23 protein-coding genes are annotated in these 26,153 nt (G+C 71.3%); 10 read left to right on the top strand and 13 right to left on the bottom strand.

The genetic code is table 11. From position 1 onward, the window contains the following. Positions 1 to 43 precede the first annotated feature (43 nt). From IPH07_30650 to IPH07_30660, 3 genes are read right to left on the bottom strand one after another with little or no spacing between them, the layout of a single operon-like run. The gene (locus IPH07_30650; protein MBK6921796.1) at positions 44 to 490 is read right to left on the bottom strand and encodes a hypothetical protein; all 447 of its coding nucleotides are present in this window, start codon (positions 488 to 490) and stop codon (positions 44 to 46) included. Positions 491 to 506: 16 nt separating this feature from the next. Further along, positions 507 to 2,795 (bottom strand): hypothetical protein, encoded by a 2,289-nt coding sequence (locus IPH07_30655; protein MBK6921797.1) that lies wholly within the window; start codon positions 2,793 to 2,795, stop codon positions 507 to 509. Next, a complete protein-coding gene (locus tag IPH07_30660) occupies positions 2,759 to 3,607 on the bottom strand; it encodes a class II glutamine amidotransferase (protein MBK6921798.1) in 849 nt (282 codons plus the stop codon). Before IPH07_30660 ends, IPH07_30655 begins: the two co-directional genes overlap by 37 nt. Before the next feature lie 159 nt (positions 3,608 to 3,766). Here IPH07_30660 and IPH07_30665 point away from each other — a divergent pair, with 159 nt between their 5' ends. After that, a complete protein-coding gene (locus IPH07_30665) occupies positions 3,767 to 5,140 on the top strand; it encodes a VCBS repeat-containing protein (GenBank protein ID MBK6921799.1) in 1,374 nt (457 codons plus the stop codon). 30 nt (positions 5,141 to 5,170) lie between these two features. Here the strand turns inward: IPH07_30665 and IPH07_30670 are convergent, their stop codons facing one another. Both IPH07_30670 and IPH07_30675 read right to left on the bottom strand, forming a co-directional pair. Further along, complete coding sequence (locus IPH07_30670; GenBank protein MBK6921800.1) at positions 5,171 to 5,935, bottom strand: hypothetical protein; 765 nt, start codon at positions 5,933 to 5,935, stop codon at positions 5,171 to 5,173. Next, on the bottom strand, positions 5,932 to 7,605 hold the full coding sequence (locus IPH07_30675) for a serine/threonine protein kinase (GenBank protein ID MBK6921801.1): 1,674 nt from the start codon (positions 7,603 to 7,605) through the stop codon (positions 5,932 to 5,934). Before IPH07_30675 ends, IPH07_30670 begins: the two co-directional genes overlap by 4 nt. 200 nt (positions 7,606 to 7,805) lie before the next feature. On the opposite strand from IPH07_30675, the gene IPH07_30680 reads away from it, so the two are divergent. Then, positions 7,806 to 9,290 carry a hypothetical protein gene (locus IPH07_30680; GenBank protein ID MBK6921802.1) on the top strand — a complete coding sequence of 495 codons (1,485 nt, stop codon included), beginning with the start codon at positions 7,806 to 7,808 and terminating at the stop codon, positions 9,288 to 9,290. Between the two features lie 107 nt (positions 9,291 to 9,397). Then, positions 9,398 to 9,787: a Co2+/Mg2+ efflux protein ApaG gene (apaG, locus tag IPH07_30685; GenBank protein ID MBK6921803.1), complete on the top strand. Its 390-nt coding sequence runs from the start codon at positions 9,398 to 9,400 to the stop codon at positions 9,785 to 9,787. 90 nt (positions 9,788 to 9,877) lie between these two features. On the opposite strand, the gene IPH07_30690 is transcribed toward apaG, so the two are convergent. After that, entirely contained in the window at positions 9,878 to 10,189 is a 312-nt protein-coding gene (locus tag IPH07_30690; protein MBK6921804.1) for a hypothetical protein, read from the bottom strand. Positions 10,190 to 10,217: 28 nt separating this feature from the next. Between IPH07_30690 and IPH07_30695 the strand changes: the two genes are divergently transcribed. The 3 genes from IPH07_30695 to IPH07_30705 all read left to right on the top strand — a co-directional run bounded on the left by IPH07_30695 (position 10,218) and on the right by IPH07_30705 (position 14,075). After that, positions 10,218 to 11,111, top strand: coding sequence for a sterol desaturase family protein (locus tag IPH07_30695; GenBank protein ID MBK6921805.1), 894 nt, complete (start codon positions 10,218 to 10,220; stop codon positions 11,109 to 11,111). Continuing rightward, positions 11,104 to 12,645, top strand: coding sequence for a metallophosphoesterase (locus tag IPH07_30700; protein MBK6921806.1), 1,542 nt, complete (start codon positions 11,104 to 11,106; stop codon positions 12,643 to 12,645). The genes IPH07_30695 and IPH07_30700 overlap by 8 nt, the downstream gene beginning before the upstream one ends. 158 nt (positions 12,646 to 12,803) lie before the next feature. Further along, entirely contained in the window at positions 12,804 to 14,075 is a 1,272-nt protein-coding gene (locus IPH07_30705; GenBank protein ID MBK6921807.1) for a DUF1566 domain-containing protein, read from the top strand. 4 nt (positions 14,076 to 14,079) lie between these two features. Here IPH07_30705 and IPH07_30710 read toward each other — a convergent pair whose 3' ends face one another. From IPH07_30710 to IPH07_30735, 6 genes are all read right to left on the bottom strand, one after another. Beyond that, positions 14,080 to 15,195, bottom strand: coding sequence for a hypothetical protein (locus tag IPH07_30710; protein MBK6921808.1), 1,116 nt, complete (start codon positions 15,193 to 15,195; stop codon positions 14,080 to 14,082). Positions 15,196 to 15,324: 129 nt separating this feature from the next. Next, entirely contained in the window at positions 15,325 to 16,161 is an 837-nt protein-coding gene (locus IPH07_30715) for a hypothetical protein (GenBank protein MBK6921809.1), read from the bottom strand. An 87-nt stretch (positions 16,162 to 16,248) separates the two neighbouring features. Next, positions 16,249 to 16,974 carry a hypothetical protein gene (locus IPH07_30720; GenBank protein ID MBK6921810.1) on the bottom strand — a complete coding sequence of 242 codons (726 nt, stop codon included), beginning with the start codon at positions 16,972 to 16,974 and terminating at the stop codon, positions 16,249 to 16,251. Further along, positions 16,971 to 18,644, bottom strand: coding sequence for a protein kinase (locus tag IPH07_30725; GenBank protein ID MBK6921811.1), 1,674 nt, complete (start codon positions 18,642 to 18,644; stop codon positions 16,971 to 16,973). Before IPH07_30725 ends, IPH07_30720 begins: the two co-directional genes overlap by 4 nt. 209 nt (positions 18,645 to 18,853) lie before the next feature. Further along, positions 18,854 to 19,282 carry a hypothetical protein gene (locus tag IPH07_30730; protein ID MBK6921812.1) on the bottom strand — a complete coding sequence of 143 codons (429 nt, stop codon included), beginning with the start codon at positions 19,280 to 19,282 and terminating at the stop codon, positions 18,854 to 18,856. 2 nt (positions 19,283 to 19,284) lie between these two features. Further along, a complete protein-coding gene (locus IPH07_30735; protein ID MBK6921813.1) occupies positions 19,285 to 20,175 on the bottom strand; it encodes a hypothetical protein in 891 nt (296 codons plus the stop codon). Between the two features lie 383 nt (positions 20,176 to 20,558). Here IPH07_30735 and IPH07_30740 point away from each other — a divergent pair, with 383 nt between their 5' ends. Together IPH07_30740 and queC are read left to right on the top strand one after the other, a co-directional pair. Continuing rightward, the gene (locus IPH07_30740; GenBank protein ID MBK6921814.1) at positions 20,559 to 20,945 is read left to right on the top strand and encodes a hypothetical protein; all 387 of its coding nucleotides are present in this window, start codon (positions 20,559 to 20,561) and stop codon (positions 20,943 to 20,945) included. Further along, the gene (gene queC / locus IPH07_30745; protein ID MBK6921815.1) at positions 20,938 to 21,654 is read left to right on the top strand and encodes a 7-cyano-7-deazaguanine synthase QueC; all 717 of its coding nucleotides are present in this window, start codon (positions 20,938 to 20,940) and stop codon (positions 21,652 to 21,654) included. The genes IPH07_30740 and queC overlap by 8 nt, the downstream gene beginning before the upstream one ends. Here the strand turns inward: queC and IPH07_30750 are convergent. Then, positions 21,647 to 23,176 (bottom strand): DASS family sodium-coupled anion symporter, encoded by a 1,530-nt coding sequence (locus tag IPH07_30750; protein MBK6921816.1) that lies wholly within the window; start codon positions 23,174 to 23,176, stop codon positions 21,647 to 21,649. The two genes, queC and IPH07_30750, sit on opposite strands and share 8 nt — an antisense overlap. Positions 23,177 to 23,235: 59 nt before the next feature. On the opposite strand from IPH07_30750, the gene IPH07_30755 reads away from it, so the two are divergent. Further along, a complete protein-coding gene (locus IPH07_30755; GenBank protein ID MBK6921817.1) occupies positions 23,236 to 24,531 on the top strand; it encodes a hypothetical protein in 1,296 nt (431 codons plus the stop codon). 58 nt (positions 24,532 to 24,589) lie between these two features. Further along, complete coding sequence (locus IPH07_30760; protein MBK6921818.1) at positions 24,590 to 26,134, top strand: MFS transporter; 1,545 nt, start codon at positions 24,590 to 24,592, stop codon at positions 26,132 to 26,134. Positions 26,135 to 26,153 lie beyond the last annotated feature (19 nt).

Raw genomic sequence — 26,153 nt, forward strand, 5'->3', positions numbered from 1 at the left:
GCCAAGCGCTGCGGCGGCGCTGCCGGGAACAGCCGCTCGCCGATCACGTCGCGCCCCCGGCAACCGGGCAGCTCGCGTGCAGCGTGCCGTCGAGTGGTCGACCGGTCTGCCAGTACGCGACGATGTCGTAGCGATCGGTGCGCACCTCGACCGCGACGAACTCGGTCGCGAGCGCGGCGTCGTCGTGCAAGGCCGCGGCCACGCGCGTGCAAAGGCGATCGGCGTGATCGGAGCGCTTGCTCGCGATGCGGGCGCTCTGCGCGGCCTGCATGACCTCGAAGGTCCCGAGCAGGCGCGGTGGGAGTGGTCGCACCTCACCGCCCGCGGTGCGGCCGACCACGTGGGCGAGCCTCACGATGCGACCGCGATCCTCGGAGAACATCGGGTAGGTCGACAGCGGGAAGCCATCGCGGCCGTCGACGAGTGGCCACAGCAGCAGCGCCAGCAACACCGCGCCGACCAACCCCCACGCGACGTGCTCTCGCGACATGGTGGATCGCCCTGCGCTAGCGCGTCGGCGCCAGCAGCCCGAGCACGGCCCCACCGTGCCCCATCGCGGCCATCGCGTGCTGCACATAGTCGATGCGGATGTGCGGCGAGGCCATGTTCTCGCTGATGCCACCGGCGATCGGATGCGGCCCCGAGGTCGCGAACGCGTTGCGAGGATTCCACTGGTGGTGGAGCAGGAACCCGAGCGCGTGACGCAGCGCCGCGGCGGTCTCGGGCAGCTGGTCGCCGCGCTGGGCCGCGATGGCCAGCGCGGCCGCCGCGGCCTCGCCGAAGCCCGACGAGCCGGTGTTGTGCGGCGTGAGCACGTTGCTGAAGCCGTAGCCCCCGACGAAGTCGACGTCCACGTCGTCCTCGGGTCCGAAGATGAGGCGGGTCTTGTAGCGCACGTAGTCGAGGCAGAAGCGCTCGTAGCCGTCGTGGCGATGATGTCCGAGCGACGCGCGCGCGGCCAAGCAGTGCCAGTTCTCCTCCATGAAGAAGAAGTCGGCGGCGAACATCGACCAGTAGTCCTCGGCGATGTACGCCATCGCGCGCTCGACCGCGTCGCGCACCGCCGAAGGCTCCGCGAAGCGATCGAGCGCGGGCGCGTCGAGCTGCAGGCGCTCGAGCAGCGTCAATGCGAACACCGCCTGTCCCACCGCGTAGAGCGGATCGGGGCCCGGCTGTGGCGCGCCGTCGCGAATGTCGATGCGCGGGAAGAAGCCACCGTCGTCGCGCTGCATCGCCAGCAGGAAGCGGGTCATCCGATCGATGTCGTCGTCGAAGCGATCGCCGACCAGATCACGACACGACAGCAACGCGATGGTCGCCAACGCGGTGTCGCCGAGGCCGATGAAGCTGACGTCCTTCTCGGCTGGGTACGCCAGCGCCGCCAGCTCGCCATGGCGCCGCTGGGTGGACACCAACATCGCGAGCGCTTCGGTTGCGACGCCACGCGCACGCTCGCGGTCCTCGGCGAGCTCGCACACGACCAGCGTGGTGCCGGCCTGCCGTGCCAGCGAGAATCCGTTGAAACCGACGCGGCCGACGAACGGATCGAGGCGGTACTCGAAGCGACCATCGTCGGCCTGTGCCGACAGGATGTAGCGCTCGGCGGCCAGCTTGGCGCGGTGGAGGTGCTCGGCATCGAGGCCCGGCCCCGCCTCACGGAGCCGACGCAGCCGGTGGACGCCGTCGTCGTCGATCACGAAACTCGCGGTCTCGAACCGCACCAAGCCTTCGATCTCCCCGCGCGGTCGCTGCGATGGCCAGAGGCTGTGACGCAGCGCAGCGGCATCGAAGCCGAAGCGGAACTCCGGCACCACCGACAGTGGTCGCGACGCGGTGAACGCATCGAGCGCGAGCAGCTGCCACGGCACCAGGCAGCGCTCGCCTTCACAGACGCCATCGAGGCCGGGACGCAGCAGCATGCCGTCGACGATCGGCGCGAGGTGCTGCAAGGCTCGCGTCGCGGTGACGACGTCGATGGCGATCGGCCCCGGCGCGGCCGCACCCGCGAGCCGGGCGTGGGCCAGCGACAGCGCTGCGTCGAGCGTTGGGCCCTGCACGCAGTCGTGCTCGACCACGCCGTCGCCGTCCTGGCTGCGCAGCCAGGTCACGAACACGGTCGCGGCAGCATGCTCCGGGGCCTGCTCGCAACTCGCGGCGGCGGTGGTGACGAGCGCGCGGGGTCGCGACGGCGCCGGGCCGCGATGGCGCGGCGCGACCGCGCCGACGCTGCGTGCGAGCTGATCCGCATCGACGTCGACCGCCGTGAGGGGCTGCGCCTGTGCGCTGGCCCGCGCCGACACGCCGCCGACGCCGAGCCCGACCACGGCCAACGTCGCGACCACACCGGCACGGCGTCGGGCACGGATGCCACCGGTGACCGCGAGTCCCCACGCCGATAGCGGCACCGTGACGAACGCCGCGAGACACCAGACCAAGCCCAGCGAGACCGCCACACCCCGGCCGAGTCCGCCGTAGAGCGCGGCGATGTAGCTGGCCGACACCACCAGGTTCCACGTCAGGTAGGCGAGGTAGCCCAGCGAGACCATCGCCTGCACGCGCCACATCGGCGCGCGGGCGCGATGCCCGAGCACCGCCAGCACCAAGGTCATCGCGTGCACGAGGCCGAGCGCGCCGGTGACGATTGCGAAGGTCGTCCACGCCTTCCACGGCAGCACCGACGCCGCCCATCCGCACAGCACTGCGACCGGCAGGCAGCACAGCGCCAGCGTCCAACGCGGAAGTGAGGGCTCGCCCGTGATCAGGTCGGCGACGCCTGGGTCAGCTGCATGCGCCAATCGACGCCGACGATGTCACCCGGGCGCATCGCCGTCCACACGTTTTCGCCTTGCAGCGGCTCACTCGACACCACCAGATGGTTCACGTGGCCGTCGGGCGTCGGCTGCTCGCAGCTGGGCCCGAAGCGCGGGCACTCGTCGCGCTCGGGGCAGCGACGCTTGTAGGTGGTGAAGTACAGCGACTTGCCGCCATGGTGCGCGACCATCGTGGCGCCGTTGGTCACCACGAACGTGAGGTAGGTCGAGTCGGGTGGGCCGTCGTCGGTCTCGCACGGGGGCCCGGCGAGCTCGACCACGTCTTGCACGGTCGCGCGGATGGACTCCACGAGATCACCGACCGGATAGCCGGGCCGCGCCAGATCGCAGCGCCGGGCCATGTGGCTGAGCAGCAGGTAGAACAGCACCTCGCTGTCGGTGTCGCCGAGGATGAAGCGACGCAGCACCGGCGCGATGCGGTCGGCGAGCTGCGGCTTGATGTCGGCGAAGCGCGCGACGTTGCCGTTGTGCACGAACACCCACGGGCCGTACTGGAACGGGTGGGTGTTGATGATCGACAGGTTGCCCTGCGTCGCCTTGCGCAGGTGCGCGAGCACGGTCTCCGACGACACGATGCCCGAGACCCGCCGGAACAACGCGTCGTCCATGGCGGTGGCGACGCTCTTGATGACGTGCGGCGCGCCGGCGTTGTAGTAGGCCACGCCCCAACCGTCGGGGTGGCGCCCGCTCTGCTGCATGAGCGCGTTGTCGGCACTCACCAGGGAGCGGTGCACCTGGCTCTGCAGGACCGAGCGAAACCCGAAGATGCGACACATGGCGTGCTGGAGTCGCGAGCGCAGCGACCCGATCGAGGCTAGCAGCGCGAACGCCCTCGTTCCAACTTCGTGCACTTGCCGAGCCGCCGTCCAACCCACCCTTTGCGGCCGCGGAGCTTTTGGGGTTAAGTTGTCGCGAGGACGCTTCGCTTGACTTCGATGGTGGCTCGCTGGAGTTCGTTTCCGTGCATTGTGTGGGCGCTGCTGCTGGCGGCTGGCTGCCGCGGCGAGGCGTCGTCGGACGACGCCGGCAGCTCGACCGGCAGCGGCTCGACCAGCGCGACGACCACCACCGCGACCGGCAGCGAGTCCGGCACCTGTCCACAGCCGGTGCTCGGCTGCCCGTGCGAGGCCGGCGAGTGTGTCGCGCCTGCGGTGTGCATCGCCGGCACCTGCAGCGCGATGTCGACCACCGGCGTCGGCGAATCGTCGAGCAGCGGCGACGCCAGCGACAGCTCGAGTGGCACCGGGCCGATCGCGTGCAACGACGGACAACCCCACGCCGGCGAGCTGTGCCTCGGCAGCCCGACGCTGCTCGTGATGGGCGCGGCACCGACCGGCGTGGTGCTGGCGAACTTCGATGGCGATCCCTCGCTCGATCTGGCGACCTGCAACCGCGACGGCAACGAGGTCGCGCTCCGCCCCGGCGACGGCGGCGGCAACTTCGGCGCGCGCACGACCTACGCCGTCGGCGCGAGCCCCAACGACGTGGTCGCGGGCGACTTCGACGCCGACGGCCACCTCGACGTGGTCACCGCCGACACCGGCGCGGCCACGGTCTCGTGGCTGCGCGGGGCCTCGAACGGCAGCTTCACCGCCGGCGGTGCGATCGCGGTCGGCATGGCCCCACAACAGCTCGTCGCGACCGACTTCGGCGGCGAAGGCCGCGACGACCTCGTGATCTCGAACGCCACCGACGACACCGTCGGCGTGTTGTTGTCCGAGCCGGCGCCGTTCGCCGCGATGGTCACGTTCGGTGTCGGCATCGCGCCGCGCGGCCTGGCGCTCGCGCAGATCAGCGACGACAGCGAGCTCGATCTGCTGGTGACCAACACCGGCGCGGCCACGGTGTCGCTGCTGCTCGGCAACGGTGCGGGTCAGTTCGGCGCGGCCGCACCGTTCCCGGTCGGCGCCGACCCGCGCGCCATCGCAGGTGGCGACGTGAACGGCGACGGCCTCGGCGATGCGGTCACCGCCGAGGCCAGCGGCAACCTCACGCGGTTACTCGGCAACGGGCTGGGCAGCTTCGGCGCCGGCCTGCCGTTCGCGACCGCCTCGGCACCCAGCGCGCTCGAGCTGGTCGACCTGGACCTCGACGGCGACCTCGACCTCGTGGTCGCGAGCTCCGGCGACATGACGCTGCGCGTGCTGACCAATGACGGTGCTGGCGAGTTCATGGAGGCGATCCAGCTCACCACCGACGCCGGCCCGGGCGCGCTCGCGATCGGCGACTTCAACGAGGACGGCCTGCCCGACATCGCGTGTGCGAACACCGGCGGCAGCACGGTCACGTTGGTCGAGAGCAGCGCTTGAGGCGTCCGGCCGTGGTCCGGTCGGAAACCTCTAGAAGCGACCCGACCAGGCCAGCCCGGCGCCACCACGGGGCAGCAGCAGCGCGACGTCGCCGCGGCCGCGCTTGCGCGCGAGCACGCCATAGCGAATGACGCCGGCCAGCACCAACGCACCCCCAACCACCAACGAGGCGATGCCACCCGCGCGCAGGCCCAGCGCCGACTTGCGGGCGTCGAGGTAGGCGAGGTTGTCGTCGGCCTCGTGGGCGAGCTTGGCCTTCTTCGCGGCCGTGACCGCCAGCGCGGTGCCGACGACCAAGCCCACCGCACCCAGCGAGACCAGCACCGCACCCGCGGCATCGCGACCGACCGGCTTGGCTTCGCGCACGTCCGCCGGCGGCGTCGGGTCCTTCGGCCGCGGCGGTGGATCCGGGTCGACCGCCGGCTCGGGCTCGGGCTCGGGCTCGGGCTCGGCCGCGGCGAGCGCTTCCTCGCAGCGGTCGATGTTCTTCTGCGCGTCGTCGACCATGCGTTGCGACGGCGCCGACTCGATGAACTGCCGATAGAGATCGATCGCGACCGCGCAGTGGTCGAGGTTGCGCTCGGCCTGGGCCCAGGGGTAGAGCAGCACGGGGTTCGGCTCGAGCATGTACGCGCGCTCGAGCAGCTTGCTCGCAGCGGCGAAGTCCTTGGCCTCGAACGCGGCCTGGGCCTCTTCGAACGCCGCCTGCGCCTGAGGATCGCCGAGGATCGACGACGGCCCGATCGCCAGCGACGACGACAACACCCACGCGACGACACCGGCGAGCATGGTCATTGCGGCAGGAACGCGTCGAGATCGTGGGACTCGCCACCCTTCGAGGGCGCGTCCGGCTTCTTCGTGGTGGTCGCGCTCGACTTCTTGCGGGTGCGCTTGGCGACGTCGTCCTCGACGATGACGACGGGCTCGCCTGCGGCTTCGTCCGGCGACGGCGTCGCGCGGCGCTCGGCGGGCGCGGCCGCCACCGCCGGCGCGGACACTTCGACAGCCTTCGCCGCCGGCGCGGGCGCGGCCTCCATCGCCGGCGCCGACGCTTCGGCAGCCTTCGCCGCCGGCGCGGGCGCGGCCTCCATCGCCGGCGCGGGCGCGGCCGCAGCGGGCGCAACCGCCTGCTGCGTCGAGGCGGCCGCCGGCGCGATCGGGGCCGCAGCATTGCCGGCCGGCGCCCCGGCCTCGGGCTGCGTGCTCATCGAGTACAGCGCGACCGCGCCGACCGAGATCAACGCGACCGCGGCCACCGCACCAAGCCCGATCGCAACCCCTCGCAGCGTGCCGTGCGATCGCGGCGCGGTCGAAGCGATCATCGATCGCGAGCGGCCCGCCGCGGTGCTCGAGGGATGCGACGCCGGCGTGACATCGGGCGGCATGCGCACCGCCGGCACCGACGAGCCCGATCGCTGGCTGTGCTCGCCGGTCTGCGACGCGGCCGCGCTCGCCACCGGCGAACCGAGCAGCGCGCCGAACGGGAACGGCCGCGGCTCGAACAGGCCGTGCATGAACTCGCCGAGGCCCGACTGCGTCGAGCGCAGCTTGCGTTCCCGTGCGAAGCGCTCGAGATCCGCGGCCAGCTCGGCCGCGCTGCCGTAGCGCTTGTCGCGTTGAGGCGCGAGCGCCTTCATGATGATGCGCTCGAGATCCTTGGGGAAGTTCGCACGCCGCGTCGACGGCAGCGGCACGTCGCCGTTCACGATGCGGTTCATCAGGCCGAACTCGTTGTCGCCATCGAACAGCCGCACCATCGTGGTGCACTCGTACAGCACGATGCCGAGCGCGAAGACGTCGCTCCGACGGTCGAGCGTCTCGGCCCGGCACTGCTCGGGCGACATGTACGGCACCTTGCCCTTGCGGATGCCGGCCTGGGTGACGTCGGTGCGCGAGGTGACCTTCGCGATGCCGAAGTCCGCCATCTTCACGCAGCCGTCGTAGGTGACCATCACGTTGGTCGGCGACACGTCGCGGTGGACCAGCTGCAGCGGCATGCCGTCGAAGCCGACCCGCTCGTGGGCGTAGTGCAGCCCGGTCGCGGCGCCGATTCCGATCGCGATCGCGAGCTCGATCGGCAGCGCGTCGCCCTTGCGGCGGACCGCCCGCAGGATGGTCTGCAGGTTCTCGCCGTAGACGTACTCCATCGTGAAGAAGAAGGCCGAGCCCTCGCGGCCGATGTCGAACACCTGCACGACGTTGGGGTGATCGAGGATCGCGGCGAGCCGGGCCTCGGCCAGGAACATGCGCACGAACTCCGGGTCCGCGGCGAGGTGCGGCAGGATCCGCTTGAGCACGACGAGCTTCTGGAAGCCCTCGAGGCCGGCGGCCCGCGCGAGGTGGACCTCGGCCATGCCGCCCGAGCCCAGCCGTCGCAACAGCTCGTAGCGGCCGAGCCGATCACCGCCGCCGGGCGCCGGTGGCGGCGCGAGACCTCGTCGGTCGGCTGCGGTGTCGAGCGCCATCGTCCGCCTGCCATCGTAGTGGCGCGGCGACGTGATCTGCAAGCGCTGTGGCGCGCGCACGCCGGGCCGGCCACGAACGCGCGCAAGCCGGCCCTCGCGTGGATCCGATCGCGAAGGGTCGGCTGGTCGCGATCGGTGATAGTCTGACGCCCTTGGCGACGGCGATGCCCGCACCACGCACGTACGCATGGGGTTTCGCGTTGACGGCCGGTGTCCTGTGCGGCGCGTGCCTGCGGTTCACGTCGTTTTCGTGCAGCGACGACGCCGCGTGCAACGCCCACGACGGGGGCGTGTGCGCGGCCGACGGGCGCTGTGCCTATCCCGATGCAGCGTGCCCGGGGGGCCTGCGCTACGACGAGCTCGCGGATCCCGATGTCGCCGGTGAGTGCGTCGTCGGGGACACCGGCAGCTCGAGTGGGGTCGCCAGCAGCGCAACCACCGTGACGACCCTCGACACCACCGCCGACACCGGGCCGCAGGACTCCAGCGGCCCGGCGACCGGCGACGAGAGCAGCAGCGGCGGCGGCCCCAGCTGCGGCGGCGCCGGCGAGGCGTGCTGCGCATCCGGGCCCGCCTGCGGCGAAGGGCTCGAGTGCATGGGCAGCGCCTGCGGCTGCGTGCGCCAGATCGAAGCCGGCGATCGCCACACCTGCGCGGTGCTGGTCGACGGCAGCGTGCAGTGCTGGGGCGCCAACGACGTCGGTCAGCTCGGCGGCAGCGCGGCGCCCTTCGAGACCACGCCGATCGAAGCGCTCGCGGTGCGTCCGACCGATCCGATCCGCCAGATCAGCGCGACCACGCACACGTGCGTGCGCTCCGAGCAGGGCAACGTGCGCTGCTTCGGCGCCAACGACAGCGGCCAGGTCGATCCGGCCCTGCTGCAACCGATCGCGCCGGCAACCCCGGCGGCGATCGTCTCGGCGGATGGGATCGGCACCGGTGCCTCACACACCTGCGCGACCGATGGCCTGTCGCTGTCGTGCTGGGGTGCCAACGGGCAGAACCAACTCACCGGTGGCGCGGCTGGCCCCGGGCCGGTGTCGTTCGGGACCGGGCCGGTCGCGCAGCTCGAGACCGGCGGCGCCTTCGGTTGCATCGTGCAGGGTGGCGCGCTGTCGTGCTGGGGCGCCAACGACTTCGGTCAGCTCGCGACCGACCCCGCGCTGACGCCGACGATCGCAACGCCGACCTCGATGCCGATCGCCGACGTCGCCGACGTCGCGCTCGGTCGCACGCACACCTGCGCGCTCACCCATGCGGGCGCCATCGGTTGCTGGGGTCGCAACAATCTCGGTCAGCTCGGCGACGGCTCGGGCGTCGAGCAGATCACCCCGGTGGCCGTCGCCTGGCCGCCGGAGGCGGGTACGCCCACGGCGATCGCCAGCGGCGACCAGCACACCTGCGCCATCGACGACGCCGCGGCGCTGTGGTGCTGGGGCAGCAACCTCGGCGGCCAGCTCATGCTCGAGCCCGACATGGGCGGCAACGACATGTTCACGCTCACGCCGGTCGCGATCGACGTCGGCGCCGGCGTGTTGGCCGTCAGCGGCGGCCGCGACCACACCTGCGTGCGCACCGACGCCGGCGAGGTGCTCTGCTGGGGCACGAACACCGAGGGACAGATCGGCGACGGCACCACCAACTACGCCTTCGATCCCCAAGCGGTCATGGTGGGCTGTCCGTGAGTTCGCGACGCGAACCGGCGCTCTGTGCGGCTTTCGAGCCTTCGACCCGCGGGGCCGCCATGCCGGCGCGGTTGCGATAACATCCGCGCCGCCAGCAGGACCCCTCGATGTCGACATCCGAAGCATGCACCCGCGGAATCGAGGTGCGGGTTCGATCCCGCTACGTGCCGGAGCAGTCCGATCCGGAGCGCGGCGGTTGGTTGTTCGCGTACACCGTCCACATCGCCAACGCCAGCAGCGAGACCGTGCAGCTGATGAGCCGCCACTGGATCATCACCGACGCCAACGGCGAGGTCGAAGAGGTGCGTGGACCCGGCGTCGTCGGAGCGCAGCCGATCCTCAAGCCCGGCGAGTCGTTCGAGTACACCTCGGCGTGTCCGCTGGGGACGGCCTTCGGGACGATGCACGGCAGCTACCAGATGGTCACCGATCGCGGTGAGCACTTCGACGCCGAGATCGCAGCGTTCTCGCTCAGCACTCCGTACGCGCTGAACTGAAGTCGCGTCTGCGCGCGTGACCAGCCGCGCGGGCGCTGCCCCGCGCGTCTGCGGGTGCTACGATCGGGCTGGGCGCGCGATCGCGACCCGTCAGGCGCGATGCCCGACAACATCATCCCGCTCCTGGTCCCGTTCTTCATCCTCGGCATCATCGTCGAGGCCGCGATCGCGCGCCGACGCGGCGCGCGGGTCTACCACCTGGGCACCATGATGTCGGACCTGAGCGCCGGCATCATCTCGCAGGTCTTCGAGCTGTTCTTCAAGCTGCTGGCGCTGCTCGCCTACGCGTGGCTGTACGAGCACGCGCGCCTGGTCGAGTTCGCGCCCGGGAGCCCGTGGCCGTGGCTGGTGGCGTTCGTGGGCATCGACCTCGCGTTCTACTGGTGGCACCGGCTCAGCCACGTCGTCAACTTCATGTGGGGCGTGCGTCGTGCACCACCACAGCGAGGATTTCAACCTCTCGGTCGCGCTGCGGCAGCCCGCGTTCGAGCTGCTGACCGCGTTCGTGTTCTACGCACCGCTCGCCCTGCTCGGGGTGCCCGCGCACGTGTGGGTCACGATGTACGCCCTCAATCTCTTCTACCAGTTCTGGACCCATACCGAGCTGGTCGGGGATCTCGGTCGCTACGAGGCGGTGTTCAACACGCCGTCGCACCACCGCGTGCACCACGGCATCAACCCAGAGTACCTCGACAAGAACTACGGCGGCATCTTCATCCTCTGGGACCGTCTGTTCGGCACGCTCGCGCCCGAGCAGCAACCCGTCGTGTTCGGCGTGACCAAGCCGCTGCACAGCTACAACCCGCTGTGGGCCAATCTCGAGTACTACGCGCAGGTGCACCGCGATGCCCGGCGATTCCCGCGGTGGTGGGACCGCGTGCGCGTGTGGTGGAAGCACCCCGGGTGGCAGCCCGCCGAGCTGGGCGCCGGCAAGCCACCGCCAGCGGTCGACCGTGCGCACTACGTGAAGTACGCGCCGGCCGCGACGCGACGACTGCAGCGCTACGCGCTGCTGCACTTCTGGCTCGCCTTCGTCGGTAGCGGCATCGTGCTCTCGCTCGCCGAGACGACCACTCGCACGGCGGCGATCGGACCCGGCGTGGTCGTGCTCGCGACCCTCGTGGCGCTGGTCGGTCGGCTCGAGCGCAAGCGTTGGGCCGCGCCCCTCGATGTCGCGCGACAGCTGGCGACCGTGGGCTTGTTGCTGTGGTACGCCCCGCAGGCGATGGCGACCCCCATGGCGTTCGGCCTCGCCGGTGGCGTGGCGGCGACCTTCATCGGGCTGGCGGCGTGGCTGCGACCGGGCGCGGAGGCCGATGACTGAGCAGAGCGAACCCGTGCGGCTGCACGACATCGTGGTCGTCAGCGACCTGCACATCGGCCGCGGCAAGAACCGCGAGTCGGGTCGGTACTACGAGCTCGAGACCTTCTTCTACGACGACGACTTCCGACGCTTCTGCGGCTGGCTGTGCGACGACGCGCGCGCCAACGACCGCCGCTTCAAGCTCATCTTCAACGGCGACGCCTTCGATCTCTTGCGGCTCGATCCGGTGCCGCTCGAGGGCGACACGCCCGAGCGCCGCTCGGGCTTCGCCCCGGTGCTGACGCCGTCGCGCGCCGCCGCCGAGCTCTCGCGCATCCTCGACGGCCACCCCCGCTTCTGCGCCGCCATGGGGCTGGTGCTGCGCGAGGGCCACGAGATCATCATGCTGCCCGGCAACCACGACATCGAGCTGCAGTGGGCGCCGGTGCAACAGGCACTGCGCGAGGCGCTGCTGCAGCACGGCGAACTCGGCAGCGCGCGCGAGGCCACCGAGGCGCTCGCGCGACTGCGCTTCGAGCCGTGGTTCTACCACGAGCCGGGCCGCGCCTGGATCGAGCACGGTTGCCAGTACGATCCGGAGAACGCGTTCCGCTATCCGCTGCGCCGCGGCTTGGTCGATCTTCCCGACGCCGTGCACGAGGCCGAGCTCGACAACCCGCTGGGCAACTTCTTCCAGCGCTACCTCTACAACGCGTTCGGCCACATCACGTTCATCGTGCCGAGCACGCGCGCGAACAGCCGCTATCTCAAGTGGCTCGCGTTCAACAACCCACAGCTGCTGCTCGGGGTCGTGCGCAGCCACTGGCGCTTCTGGTGGCAGGTCGTCAAGCGCGTGCTGAAGTACCCCTCGCGGGCGCGCACCCGCATCGCCGACAACCATGCCCGTGAGCTCGCCGAGCTGGCAGCGCGCAGCGGATTGGGCGAGCGGCTCTACGCGATCGATCGCCTCAAGGACACCCACACCGACCTCGTGCAGGCGATCCGCGGCCTCGGCCTACAGACCTTCAAGCTCGCGGGCGCCTTCTTGCTGGTCAGCATGCTGGTGCTCGGCATCTGGTTCGCCGGCAACCACGCGATCGATCAGGTCCAGCTGGGCCTGCTCGGCAAGGCCACGTTGTTCCTGGCGTTCAGCTTCGTGTTCCTGCTGATGTTGTTCGGCGCGCTGGCGTTCACGGTGTTGCGAGGCGGCCGCACCGTGCCACCCGAGCCCATGCGCCGCGCGGCGGCCGAGCTCGCCACCATCGTCGACGTGCCGGTCGTCAGCTTCGGACACAGCCACGACGAGGTGCTGTGGCGCATCGGCGGCAGCGTCGAGCGCCCCGCGTGGTACTTCAACACCGGCACCTGGATCGCCGTGTTCACCCACGACGTGCTGCTGCCGCGCGAGCGGGTGCAGTTCACGTTCCTGCGCGTGCGCGACCACGAGGGCGAGCTGCTGCACTGGAGTCCGGGTCGACGCGAGCCGCTGCCGGTGATCCTGCTCGACGAGGAAGACCCGCGCCGCGACGTCGCCCGGCCCGGCGCACCGAGCTAGCCGACCCTGCTGGCGCTGGCCGGTCGGCCGTTCTCGTCGCCGTTCGCCCACCGAACGCAGATCGGAGCCCGAACACGGGTTTCCGGCCCGATCTTCGCGCTTTACATCATCGGCAATTGCTGTACCATGGATTACTTCTTTTCCTCGAGGTGAACTCCATGGCGGACTCGACGACGGATCAAGTGTTGGTGCTCGGCTGCGCCAAGGATGCGCGCCACCTGTTGGGTCCTGCGTTGGAACAGCTCGCCGCGCGCGGACTCGCGGTCGAGGTCGTCAGCGGCATCGAGACCCGCGACGACGGCCTGCTCGCGAGCGCGTCGCGTCGTGGCGACGCGGGCTACCTGCTGTTCCCCGACCTCGAGCTCACCAGCGCGCGACTCGAACGTCTCCGCACGCGGTTGCTCGAGGCGGGCGTGCAGCCCCATCGCGTGGTCGTGATGCCGCCCGAGTGGCGCGGTGCGATCGAGATCATCGAGCGTGCGCAACGCATGGGCCTGCGGGTCGGACCGCGCCGCGCGACGCTGGTGACCTCCGTGCCCGATCATCCCGGCGCGCCGTCACCGGCGGTCGAGCTGCCGCACCCCGGCGCGACGGTGGCCGCGTTCGCGGGTTCGCCATCGGGTACGGTGCCGGTCGATCGCGGGCCACACACCGACGCGCATCCGCTGGTGGTCGCCCGCGCGCTGACGCGTCGGCCCGTGCAGCTGGCGGCGTTGGTCGCCGCCGGGGTCGCCTTGCTGGTGACCACGGTCGCGATCGCCAGCGGCCCCAGCCAGACCGCACAGACCGCGGCGCCGCTGCTGAGCCACCTCGCCGAGCACATCCCGACGACGGCCGCCCCCGCCGCGCCCGTCCCCGTGGCGGCATCTGTGGCCGCACCCGTCGCGGCCCCGACGGTGCTGGCCATGCCGGTGCCCGCGCCGCCGACCATGCTGCCGCCACCACCGCCCGCGACCGCGGCGGTGCCCGAGGAGCCGACCATCATCGCCGCCGATGCGCCCGCCGAGCCGGTCATCGACGAGGCCGAGATGCAGGCGATCTACGGCGGACTGGTCGCTCGCAAGTTCCGCGCGCTCGACATCCTGCTGGTGTCGGCCGAGCCACCCAAGAAGAAGGGCAAGCGCATCCTCAAGGGCAGCGCGCGCATGACCTTCGCGCAGGCGAAGGCCTACTGCGACGCGCTCGACGTGGGCGGCGTCGCGCAGTGGCGACTGCCGCGGGTCGGCGAGCTCGGCTCGCTCACCGCCAACTCGATGCTCGCCGACGGCAAGTTCTGGTCGGCGACCGAAGGCGACACCTTCGGCAGCATGCGCGTGGTGTGGAACTCCGATCACGCGCGCATGGGCACGGCACCGCAGCGCTGGAAGGGCGGGCGCGTGGTCTGCGTGCGCACGCTGGCCAAGCCACCGACCCCAGCCGCGGCGCCGTGATCCCTCACGGGTACGCGCAGTAGTTCGGACACAGGTTCACATCGACGAAGTCGTTCACGCAGTTCGCCGCCGAGTTCGGCGTGCAGCGGTTGTTGAACGGCGTGACGGTGCGGCATAGCTGGCCCAGCGGGCAATCGGCGTTGGCGCCGTCGCAGGTGCAGCGACCACTGGTGTTGGCCGGCGCGGGATCGCAGGTCGAGGTTACTGACACGCTCTCGCAGATGTCGTCGGCGTCGCAGCCGACCCCGCAGCCGCCGCAGTTGTCCTCGTCGCTGGAGATGTCGACACAGTCACCGCCGCAACAGCGGGCCGAGTCCGCGGCGCCGCACGAGCTGCCATCGGTGACCGGCGCGAACACGCAGGTGCCACCGCTGCAGCTCGCGGTCTCGCAGGGGTTGTTGCTCGTGCACGACTCGCCGCCACCGCAGACGCCGGCGGCATCGCAGCGCTCGCCGGTGGTGCAGCCGTCGTCGTCGTCGCAGGGGCTGTTGGCGGGCTTGAGCGCGTAGCTGCAGGTGCCATCGCGCTCGCAGGTCCCGCGCGACTCGTGGCAGCTGTCGGGCGGGACGTTGCACTGCATGCCGCCGGTCACGACGCACTGGCCGGCGCCATCGCACTGCGCCGCTGTGACGCAAGGGTCGTCGATCACGCAGCGCAGCCCCGAGGACAGCGGCGTATAGATGCAGCCGTCGTCGCCGCACGCGCCCAGCGGCTCGAAGCACGGTCCCGGCGGATCGTCGCACACCGTGCAGCCGCCGCTACCGGAGCCCTCGATCGCCCCGGTGCTGGTGACCACCGCGGTGGTGCTGGAGCTGCCGTCGGTGTCACCGCCGGTGGCCACGAACGCATGGGAATCACCGTCGGACGCAACCCCGACCGGCACGCACTCGAACCTGCGATCGGCGGCCGGCCCGTAGCGCAGCTGCGATGGGCAGCGACCATCGGGGTAGGCGCAGAAGCCCGAGCTCTGGCACGAGCCCTGGACGCCTTCGACCACGCACTCGAGGTCGCCGGTGCACGGATAGATCGTCTCGCCGAGACATGCCTGGAGCGCGAGTGCCGTGAACACCGCGCCGAGCACCGACCCACGTCGTCGCGCGTGCACCTCGGTCACCATCATCGCCGACCGTCGTGGTTTTTCGAAGCGCTTAAGTTCCGCGCGCATGCGCGGGCCGGCAACGGCCCCCCTCGCAAGACCTTGGCGCCGTCGCAGCCGCGAGCGCCGTGGATGCCGCGCCGTCCGCTGTGGTCACGCACAGCCCGGCACCCCACCGACCTCGACGCAGGTCTGCGGCAGCACGCAGGCGGTGCCACAGCCGCCGCAGTTGGCGGGATCGCTGCCGAGGTCGACGCAGGTGCCCGCGCAGCAGGCCCCGACGTCGCACGCGGTGCCATCGATCGCGGCAAAGTAGCTGCACTGCTGCGAGGCGCCGCAGCTGCCGATCGCACAGGGATTCTCGCTGGGACACACCGCCCCCGGCACGCACGCGCCCGCGCCGTCGCACTGATCGCCGTAGGTGCAGGCGTGGCCGTCCTCGCACGGCGAGCCGCCCTCGCGCGGCGCGTAGTCGCAGCGACCATCGGGGCCACAGCTGCCGATCGCCTCGTGGCACCCCGAGGGCGGATCGTCGCACGGCGGATCGACCGGCACGCACAGCCCGCTGCCGTCGCAGCGACCGACGCCGATGCAGGGATCGTCGGCGCCGCAGCTGCCACCTGCCTCGCGCGGGGGATAGCTGCACTCGCCATCGATGCAGGTACCCATCGCGTCGAGGCACTCGTCAGGCGGCGCATTGCAGACGCCGCAGTCGATGTTCGAGACCGGCGTGGTGGAGTCCGACGACGCATCACCGCCGCGATCGAAGCAGCGATCGGCGAGCCCCTCGCCCGCGGCGGGCCCGTAGCGCAGCCCGTCTTCGCAAGCGTCGTCGGGGTAGGCGCAGTAGCCCGGATCGACGCACTGCCCCGCTCGCGAGCCCAACACGCAGTCGCCCGCCGACGTACAGGGGAACGCGCGCGGCTGCAGGCACGCGGCCACCAGCAGCGTCACGCCACCCACGCCCATCGCCGCTCGGAACCCACGCACGCCGCGTCCTCGCCGACAAGCGTGACACGGTCACGCGCCGGGACCCAAGCCGTGCTGCCGTGGCTGCGTCCGGCGCACGCGCGCTCGTCAGAAGCGCAGCGCGAACGTGACCGACACGCCACGGGCACCCGGCACCACAGCGGCGGCCGCACGCGCGCGCCGCTTCTGCCGTGAGGCCAGCACGCCCCAGCGGATCGCACCCGCCACCAGCAGCGCGCCACCCACCGAGAGCACCGCGATGCCTGCGCGCTGCGGCGGCTTCGCGGCGTCCTTCTCGTCGACGTAGTCGCCCTCGTTCGCGGCCCGGTCGGCGCGTCGGTCCTTGCCCAGTGCGAAGCCGAGCACGCTGGCACCGATGATGGCGGCGACCCCTCCGGTCGCGACCAGGGCACCACCCACCGGGTCGCGGTACCACGGCGCTGGCGGCTTGGCCGGCGGGCGATCGGCCGCGCTCGGCGACGCGGAGCCGTCGAGCTCACCGACCGGATCGCCGGCGTCCGCGCCCTCGAGGCAGCGGGCCCGTGCCTGCCGGGCGCGCTCGACCTCGGCCTTCGATGGCGCCGAGGCCAGGAACTGCTCGTACAGCGGCACCGCGACGTTGCACCGGCCGGCCAGGCGCTCGGCCTGCGCCCGCGCGAACAGGTACTTCGGCACCGGCTCGAGCGCATAGGCGTCGGCGAAGGCTCGACTCGCGACGTCGTAGTCCTTCGCGCCAAAGGCCGCCTCGGCCTTCGCGATCAGCTCGTCGAAGCCCTCGTGCGGTGGCTCGGCGGCCAGCAGCAGCGCGAACCGAAGCGGCAGTGAGGCGATCAACCGCCGGAAGGATACATCGCGTCGACGTCGTCTTGCGCACCGGTGTGCTTCGCGGCGGAGGCGTGCCCGGACTTGCGCTTGCGGGCGCTGGCGGCCCGCCGCTTCGCCTTCGTGCGACCCGCCGCTGCACCGGCCTCCGCGATGCCCGCGTCGGCGACGTGTACGGCCTGCGCCACCTCACTCGGCTCGCTCGGCGCACCGGGCTCCGACGGCTCGCCGACCTGGGGCAGCTCGTCACCGGGCTCGATCTCGATCACATCGTCGGTGGGCTCCACCGCGGGTAGCACCAGCGGCGCCTCGGTCGGTGTGACCGCCCGATCGACCGCCGAGCTCGGCAGCGCCACCGCGCGCGTACCGGCCGGGGCCAGCCGCGGCGGACCGAGTGTCGGGGCCGCAGGGCTCGGATCGGCGACCACCGGGGCCTGGGCCACCGGCGCGGGCGCGACGTCCTGCGCGGCGGCCTCGTCGGCGACCCCGAGCTCGACCGCAGCCCACGCGCCGATCGTCAAGCACGGCACGCCGAGTCCCAGCGCGAGCGCGAGCGCGACCGTGCGGCGCCGGGGCGGCGCAGCGACCCGCGAGAGCTGCCGCGGTGCCATCAACACGTCGGTCGGCGCCGTCAGGTTGGCGACCGCCGCACTGTCGACGCTCTGCGACACGTGCAGGACCGTGGGGTTCGACTCTTCTTCGTCGTCCTCGAAGTTCGGCAGCGGCGCCTCGCCGAACATGTCGTGCATGGTCTCGACCAACACGCGCGACGACAGCGTGAGACCGGCCGTCCGGGCGTAGGCCTCGATGTCGACCTGCAGCGCCTGCGCCGACACGTAGCGCTCGTTCGGCTCGCGGGCCAGCGCACGCATCACGATGCGCTCGAGCTCCGGCGGATACGCCGGATCGACCTCGCGGGGCCGCGCGAACACGCCACGGACGATCCGCGACATCACGTAGTAGTCGTTGGTGCCGGTGAAGAGCGGCCGGCCAGTGGTCATCTCGTAGAGCAGGATGCCGAGCGCGAACACGTCGGTGCGACGATCGAGCGCGAGCCCCTCGCACTGCTCCGGCGCCATGTAGTGCACCTTGCCCTTGAGCACCCCGGTGCGCGTGGCGTGGCGCATCTCGGTGGCCTTGGCGATGCCGAAGTCGACCAGCTTCACGGTGCCGTCGAAGCTGACCATCACATTCGACGGCGACACGTCGCGATGCACCAGGCCGAGGAAACGGCCGGTCGGATCGCGCCGCTCGTGCACGTAGTGGAGGCCCTCTGCGGCCTCGTGCACGATCGTCAACGCAGCCGCCAGCGGCAGCGTGCCGGGGTTGGACGCCCGCAACAGCGCACGCACGTCGCGACCGTGCATGTACTCCATCACGAAGAAGTACTCGCCATCGATCTCGCCGATGTCGATGACGTGCACGACGTTCGGATGATCGAGCGTCGCCGCCAGGCGGGCCTCGCCGAGGAACATCTCCACGAACGACGCGTCGTCGGTCAGGTGCGGCAGCACCAGCTTGAGCACACAGGGCTTCTCGAAGCCGCCGATGCCGACCGCCTTCGCGAGGTAGAGCTCGGCCATGCCGCCCTTGGCGAGTCGGCGGCCCAGGACATAGCGCCCGATGCGACTGCCGGCTGCCAGGGTGCCGCGCGAACGCGACCGCTGCGCCGTCCCCTCCACGACGCCATCATACGTTGTGAGGCCTTCGGGCCTCAACGACCGTGACGGCTCGGATCCGCGCTGGCCGAGGCGCCCGCGCAGCGTGAAGCCGTGTGCACGGTGGATCGCGTGCGGTCAGCCACGCAAGCGACGGCGGGAGATCGGATCGTTGGTCTGTCCGTCCGATCGGCGCCGCTGGAGCACGGCGCGCCCGCGGCACGCCGGCGCACTCACGGGTGGCGGACGGTCAAGCTCACCGAGCCGCCCTTGGGCACGGTGAGCACACCCTTGGCGATCACCGTGGCGCCGTCGCGCACCTGCACGTCGTTGCGACCGCCTGGCACGGGCACGCCCGAGAGCGGCGCGGTGCCGGCGTAGCGCCCGTTCACGAACAAGCTGCCGCGGCCGCCGTCGATGGCGAGCGACACCGTCGCCGGCGACTTGTCGCTGCGCTTCTTCTTGTCCTTGGCGGTGACCGTCTTGTCGGCCTCCCACTTGGCACCGCCCGAGTCCACGCAGAGGTTGCTCGGATCATCGCACGCCATCGCGATGGCGGCGGCATGGTTGGCGGCGATCGCCGGCGTGCCTGCGTACGTGCCGAGCCCGATGAACAGCGACAACGACGGCACCAGCACCAGGAACTTGTTGCGGCTCGGCATGGCTAGAATCTCCCCGAGATCGAGACGCCGTTCAAGGCCGGCGCGACGCGAACTGTCTTCTTCTGCGTAGCTTTTTCGTCGGGGGCGCGGCCTTGTCGCTTCTGCACGACCTTACCGGCGATCATCATCGCAACGCCGCCCAACACCAGTGCACCGCCGACCCCCAGCCCGACGCCGGCGATCAGGTTGCCTCGCTCGCCCTTGGTCGCGACCTGGTCGTAGGCGCTGCCATAGACCTTCGGGTCCTCGGCCCGGTTCTGGTTCACGGCGCCGATGATCAGCCCCACGGCCCCCACACCCAACACGGCGCCCCCGAGCCCCGTGACCGCCGCGCCGCTGAGGAACAGCGCCCGGGCGTTGATGGGCTTGCGCTCTCGCTTGGGCTTCGCGGTCGCGTCGCCTTCGCCCTCGCCCTCGTCGCCGCGCGCGATGTCCTCGGTGACGGTCTGGGCCTTGGCGATCACGTCGTTGGCGCGCGCGATCAGATCGGGCACCGCGCTGGTGTCGATGATGCGGAAGTTCGGATCGGCGGTGGAGTCGAGCGCGAAGTAGAGGAGGTCGAGCGCAATGCGACCGCGCTCGATCGCCGCCTCGGCCATCGCGACGTCGCGATCCTTCTCGGCGGCTGCGATGTACGCATCGGCGGCGTCGAGGTACAGCACCGGATCGCCCCACTCCGACGCGCGAGCGTCGTAGTGCATGCCGGCGGCCGCCGGATCGGCCCCGAGCAGATCGCGACCCATCACCTGCGCCTCGGCACGCTTGCGTGCGCCGTCCTCGGGCGTCACGCGCGGTGCTGCAGACGCGGCCGCGGGCAGCGACGCGATCGGCAGCGCGAGCGCGAGGGCACACGCGAGCGATGCACGTTGCGAGATGATCGATCGAGCCAGCATCGATCCGCACGCTATCGGTGTCGCGGTTGCGTTGTCAAACGCTCCGTCGTCGGCGGCGCGAGCGACCGCCCGCGCGACCCGCAGCTGTGCGCGCGATCGCGGGACGCGATGCTTCGAATTGCGTAGCGACTGCAGAACACTGGCGCGGGGCCGCGCACCGAGGACCACGCCGTACGTGGGTCGAGCCCACGTTGGTTTCTTCGTGCGTCGTGGCGACGCGCGAGCGCTTGGCAGTTTGCCCAGGCATTTCGCCCAGCCGAGCTCGAGCGGCATGCACGAGCTCCGCAGCGGCGGCGCGACGCCGGCGGTCGCCGACGACGAGTTTTTCACCGCACCACCGGCGTGGGGGTTCTGCTATCGTGCGAACGCGAGAGCAGTCGACGATGTCACGCACGTTCGGAGTCCTCCTCGGTTTGGTGTTTGCGGCGACCGCCACCGCGTGCTTTCACGGGGCCGATCGCGAGAAGGACGCGCCGCCCGGGAACCTCGGCGGCCTGTGCCTGGCGCCCGACGGCCACTGCGACGAGGGCGTCTGCAACCAGGACAAGAACTACTGCTTCAGCGCGAAGGATCCCTGCGAAGGCTTCTTCTGCGGCGGCAGTGAGCGCGGCGCCTGCATCCTCGATCAGCAACAGCAGCCGTCGTGCACCTGCAACCCCGGCTTCAACAACGAGACCTTCGCGTTGTACTGCTGCCCCGACGATCCCAACTTCGATCCCGATCCCAACTGCGTCCCCACCGGCCCCGCCAGTGACGCGAGCAGTGGCTGAGCCCGACCGTGCCGCCGTGGTGCTGACCAGCGGCGGCCTCGACTCCACGACGCTGCTCGCCCTCGCCGATGCCGAGGGTCGCCGCATCCACGCGCTGAGCTTTCGCTACGGCCAGCGGCACGCCGTCGAGCTGCAGTGCGCCGCGCGGCAGGCCGAGCGCTTCGCCGCAGTCGCGCACGAGACCGTCGATCTCGCGCACCTCGGGCGTCTGCTCGCGCCCGCGACGTCGCTGGTCGCGAGCAGTGCGCTCGACGTCCCCAAGCACGGCGCGCCGAGCAGCGACACCGCGATCCCGAGCACGTATGTCCCGGCGCGCAATCTCTTGTTCCTCTCCTACGGCCTGGCGTGGGCCGAGGCGCTGGGCGCCGACGAGCTGTGGATCGGCGTGAACGCGCTCGACTACTCCGGCTACCCCGACTGCCGACCGCAGTTCATCGCCGCCTTCGCGACCGTCGCCGCGCTCGCGACCCGCCGCGGTGTCGAAGGGGAGGCGATCGCGATCCGTTCGCCGCTGGCGGCCCTGCGCAAGCACGAGATCATCGCGCTCGGACTGCGACACGGCGTCGACTATGCCGACACCGTGAGCTGCTACGATCCGGTCGTCGACGGCGAGCGGGTCCTGGCCTGCGGTGCCTGCGAGAGCTGCGGCCTGCGCCGTGAGGGCTTCGCACTCGCCGGCGCATCCGACCCGACCCGCTACGTCACATGATGAGCGGCAACAACGTCGCGCCGAGCACCAGCAGCCACCCCAACCCCGCGAGATCGAGCCTCGTGCCCAGGGCCAGCATCGACTCGATGCGGATCATGCGGGTGCCGTAGGCCATCGCGTTGGGTGGCGTCGACACCGGCAGCATGAACGCGAAGCTGGCGGCGATGGTCGCCAGCACGGCGACCGGCAGGGGCGACAGCCCGGCGGCCTGCGCGACCCCCAGGAACACCGGCAGCATCATGCTGGTGACCGCGGTGTTGCTGGTCACCTCGGTCAGCACGAGCATCAACACGACCGCGCACGTCAGCAGCCCGAACGGATGACTGGCGAGGCCGCCGACGTTGGCCAGCACGCCGCGTCCGATCGCCTCGGCCAGCCCGGTTTCGAAGGTGAGCTTGCCGAGCGAGAGCCCACCGCCGAGCAGCAGCAGGGTGCCCCAGTCGAGCCGCTGCGCGTCCTCCCACGAGAGCAGGTGCGGACGCCCCGGATCACTGCGGCCGCTGGGCAGCACGAACAACGCGCTCGCGCACACGATCGCGACGACGCCTTCGTCGAGCACATCGCCGGCCCACGACGCCCACGGGTGCGCCCCGCCGAGCGCCAGCTGCAACAGCGACGGCGTCAGCCAGCCCAGCACTGCGACGCCGAACACCGCGACCGCGCGACGCTCGGCCACGCTCACGGGACCGAGCGCCCGCAGCTGTCGCGCGACCTCGTCGGCGAGGCCCGGCAGCCGAGTCATCGGCGGTCGGAACCGCCGCACCGCCAGCACCGTCGCGGTCGCCATCATCGCCGCCGACAGCGGCAGTGCGAACGCCATCCAGCGCGTGAAGCCGAAGTGCTCGCCGAGCTGCTCCTCGAGCATGCCGATCGCGATGACGTTGGGCCCGGTGCCGATCGGCGTGGCGACCCCACCGATCGAGGCCGCGTAGGCGAGCAGCAGGCACATGCCGCCGCCAAAGTGATCGAGCGCGCGGCGTTGCTGCGGGTCGTCGCCGATGACCTCGCGCATGGTTGCGTGCAGACCCAACGCGACCGGCAGCAGCATCGCGCACGTCGCCGTGTTGGAGATCCACATCGAGAAGGCCCACGCGATGAGACCGATCGCCACCATCGCACGGCTCGGTGAGCCCGCGACCTGCGGCCGCGCGATCAGCCACAGCGCGATGCGGCGGTCGACGCCCTGCCGTGCCAGACCCTCGGCGAGCACGAAGCCACCCAAGAAGAGGTAGATCAGCGGATCCGACAGCGGCGCGAAGGCCTGCTTCGCGGGCGCGACCCCGGTGAGCACCGCGAGCGCGGGGCCCAACAGCGCCGCCACCGGCAGCGGCACCGCCTCGGTGATCCACAGCGCCACCGTCGCGGCTGCGACCGCGGCCAGCGCGTGGGCCGAGGGCGACAGGCCCGGCAGCGGCGCCAGCCACAGCGCCACGAACAACGCAGGCGCGAGCACGCGGCCGAGTGCGCGCCGGCGTCGGTCGAAGCGCGCCTCGGCCTCGGTCATCGCCTCGCGCACCGTCACCCGCGGTACGATGACACACCGCGGCCAGCCGTGGACACTCCGGAGCGCGCACCGCCACGATGACCGCACCCGCTTCGACCGGCCGCCGCTGGCCGCGACGTCTCGCCCTGGTGGCGCTGTGGCTGCTGTGGGTCGCGATCGGTCGTGGCTTCGTGAGCAGCAACGACGGCTCCCACGTCGCGCTCGCACGCGCGCTGGCACTGCGTCACGAGACATCGATCGATCCCGACGTCGCGCTCACGCTATGGGTCGACCGCGCCGAGCGCGATGGCCACCACTACTCCGACCGACCGCCGGGCACCGCGTTCGCGGCCCTGCCCGCGGTGTGGCTGGGCGCGCAGCTCGACCCGGTGCTGCGCGACCGCGCCCTCGCCCACGGCCAGATGGTCGTGCGCCCAGCCGGCGACGCGTTCGCCGAGACCTACGTGGCACGCGCGCGTCGGCACGGTCGCGCGCCCGCGCTGGTGCAGTACCAGGGCACGGCGCTGTTGGTCGTGATGCACGCAGCCGCGATGGGCCTGCTGGGCCTGCTCGCGCTCGAGCGTTGGCTCGTCGATCGCGGCATGTCGAAAGGCGCCCGCGCGTTCGCGATGATCACCGTCGCGCTCGCGACCTCGTGGGGCCCCTACTCGACCACGTTGTTCTCCCACGTCACCAGCGGCACGTTGTGGTGCATCGCGCTGCTCGCCGCCGCCCGCGGCCGCGCGGGCTCGGATCGCTGGGCCGTGATCGCGGGGCTCGCCGGCGCGTGGGCCGTCGCCAGCGACTACGTGCTGGTGGTGCCCATCGGGCTGCAGCTCGCGCTCGCGATGCCCCCGCGCCGCTGGGGCCTGCTGCTGCTGGGCGCGGCGGCGCCTGCGATCGCGACGGCCGCGTATCACCACGCCGCCTTCGGCGCGTGGTGGTCGATCGGCTACGACCACCACGCCGCCTTCGCGTTCGCGCGCGAGCGTGGCAGCACCTTTGCCGGCAACCCCGTCACGGGAGCGTGGACGCTGCTCGGCCTCGGCGAGGGCGCGGGTGTGCTGGCCATCGCACCGGTGATGGCGCTGGGCGTCGCCGCGTTGCCGTCACTGCGGGAGCCGCGGCTGCTGCTTCCGCTGCTGCCGTGGCTGTTGTTGCTCTGCCTGCATCGCACGCCGTCGGGCGGTGCCACCTTGGACCATCGCTACCTCGTGCCCGCGGTGCCGATCGTCGGGCTCGGCCTCGCGGTGGCGTGGCAGCGGTGGATCGCCGAGCCCCAGGCGCACCTGCAGCACCCGTGGCGTGCCCGCGCGGTGCTGTGGCTGTGCCTGCTCGTCGCGGTCGCGTCGTGCGTCCTGGTGTGGTCGCACTTCGTGTCGTGGCGGGGCTGAAGCGCCGCATGCTCGCCCCCACGGCGGATCACGGGTGTATACGTCGGAGGCCCGATCGATGACTGCGCCGAACGAACCCACGCCGGCAACCACGCCGACGCGGCGCATGCCGCCGCTGACGTGGGTGACGACGCTGTACTACGCCGAGGGCTTCCCCTACGCGTTGGTCAACAACGTCGCCGAGGTGCTCTTCAAGGACCTCGGGGCGAGCGTGCAGGCCATCGGACTCACGTCGGCCTTCCACCTGCCGTGGAACCTCAAGTTCCTGTGGGCACCGGTGCTCGATCGCCACGAGACCAAGCGCCGCTTCATCCTCGGCTGCGAGTGGCTGGTCCTGGCGATCACCGTCGCGCTCGCGCTGCTCGGAGCGACCATGCCGATGGCCGTCGCGGCGGTCGTCTTCGTCGCGCTGGCGTTCGTCGCGGCGACCCACGACGTCGCAATCGACGGCTACTACCTCGAGGCGCTCGACCGCGACGAGCAGTCCAAGTACGTCGGTCTGCGTGCGGCCGCCTACCGCGGCGCGGTGCTGGTCGCCAGCGGGCCGATGCTCGTGATCGCGGGCTTCGCGGGCTGGCACGCCGCGTGGTGGTTCGCGGTCGCGGTCGCGGTCGCAATGCTGTTCTTCCACCGCCATGCCCTGCCCGACGTCGAGCGCCGCGGCGTGCCCCTGCGCGTGTGGCTGTCGGCGATGGCGCGGCCGCGGCGGCTGATCATGCTCGCGGTGGTCGCGGCCGCGATCGGCCTCGAGCGCACGTCGGGCCTGCTCGACGCTCCGCTCGCGTGGCTGCGCGAGCGCATCGCCGAGGTGCCGCTGGTCGGCTCGCTCGGACTCGGCGAATGGATCGGCGTCGCGCTGCTGCTGGTCGCAATCCCGACCATGATCTTCCTCGGCCGCGTGCAGGCGTTCCTGCGCCGCCGGAACTCCAGCTACGCACGGGCCTTCGTCGACTTCCTCGAGCACCCGCAGATCCCACGGGCGTTGGCGCTGATCCTGTTGTTCCGCACCGGTGAGTCGTTCCTCATGAAGATGAGGCTGCCGTTCTTGCGCGACGCCTGCGGCCTCTCGCTCGAGGCCTACGGTGTCATCAACGGCACGCTCGGCTTCATCGCCACGATGATCGGGACCTTGCTCGGCGGCTACCTCATCGCCAAGCACGGACTGCGGCGCTGGCTGTGGCCGATGGTGTTCGCGCAGAACCTGCCCAACCTGCTCTACGTCCTGCTCGCGGCGGTCGGGGATCCCTCGCAGGTCGCGATCGAGATGATCGCCAGCGTGGTCATCCTCGAGGACTTCGGCGCCGGACTCGGCACCTCGGTGTTCATGATCTACATCATGCGCTGCTGCGACCCCCGCCACAAAGCCACGCACATGGCCGTGCTCACCGCCGTCATGAGCATCGGCTTCACGGTCGCCGGCATGGGCAGCGGCTACTTGGTCGCGCGCATGGGCTTCACGAACTTCTTCCTGCTCAGCTTCGTGGCCACGATTCCCAGCATGCTGGTGCTGCCGTTCGCGCCCTTCCTCGATCGAGGGCGCGGTGACGAAGCGGCCCACGACGCGCCACCGCGGCCCGCCGACGGCCACCCTACAAACCCGTAGGCGATCCGGCGATGGGTCG

This window comes from Deltaproteobacteria bacterium (assembly GCA_016709225.1).
GTDB lineage: Bacteria > Myxococcota_A > Polyangia > Nannocystales > Nannocystaceae > Xiheibacterium > Xiheibacterium phototrophicum.

Excerpts from the sequence above, each read along its gene's own strand:
- IPH07_30730 (MBK6921812.1), bottom strand. The coding sequence starts at position 19,282 with ATGCCGAGCCGCAACAAGTTCCTGGTGCTGGTGCCGTCGTTGTCGCTG.
- IPH07_30705 (MBK6921807.1), top strand. The coding sequence starts at position 12,804 with ATGGCGGACTCGACGACGGATCAAGTGTTGGTGCTCGGCTGCGCCAAG.
- IPH07_30670 (MBK6921800.1), bottom strand. The coding sequence starts at position 5,935 with ATGACCATGCTCGCCGGTGTCGTCGCGTGGGTGTTGTCGTCGTCGCTG.
- IPH07_30710 (MBK6921808.1), bottom strand. The coding sequence starts at position 15,195 with ATGATGGTGACCGAGGTGCACGCGCGACGACGTGGGTCGGTGCTCGGC.
- IPH07_30650 (MBK6921796.1), bottom strand. The coding sequence starts at position 490 with ATGTCGCGAGAGCACGTCGCGTGGGGGTTGGTCGGCGCGGTGTTGCTG.
- IPH07_30700 (MBK6921806.1), top strand. The coding sequence starts at position 11,104 with ATGACTGAGCAGAGCGAACCCGTGCGGCTGCACGACATCGTGGTCGTC.
- IPH07_30740 (MBK6921814.1), top strand. The coding sequence starts at position 20,559 with ATGTCACGCACGTTCGGAGTCCTCCTCGGTTTGGTGTTTGCGGCGACC.
- IPH07_30675 (MBK6921801.1), bottom strand. The coding sequence starts at position 7,605 with ATGGCGCTCGACACCGCAGCCGACCGACGAGGTCTCGCGCCGCCACCG.
- IPH07_30755 (MBK6921817.1), top strand. The coding sequence starts at position 23,236 with ATGACCGCACCCGCTTCGACCGGCCGCCGCTGGCCGCGACGTCTCGCC.
- apaG (MBK6921803.1), top strand. The coding sequence starts at position 9,398 with ATGTCGACATCCGAAGCATGCACCCGCGGAATCGAGGTGCGGGTTCGA.
- IPH07_30665 (MBK6921799.1), top strand. The coding sequence starts at position 3,767 with ATGGTGGCTCGCTGGAGTTCGTTTCCGTGCATTGTGTGGGCGCTGCTG.
- IPH07_30760 (MBK6921818.1), top strand. The coding sequence starts at position 24,590 with ATGACTGCGCCGAACGAACCCACGCCGGCAACCACGCCGACGCGGCGC.
- IPH07_30735 (MBK6921813.1), bottom strand. The coding sequence starts at position 20,175 with ATGCTGGCTCGATCGATCATCTCGCAACGTGCATCGCTCGCGTGTGCC.
- IPH07_30660 (MBK6921798.1), bottom strand. The coding sequence starts at position 3,607 with ATGTGTCGCATCTTCGGGTTTCGCTCGGTCCTGCAGAGCCAGGTGCAC.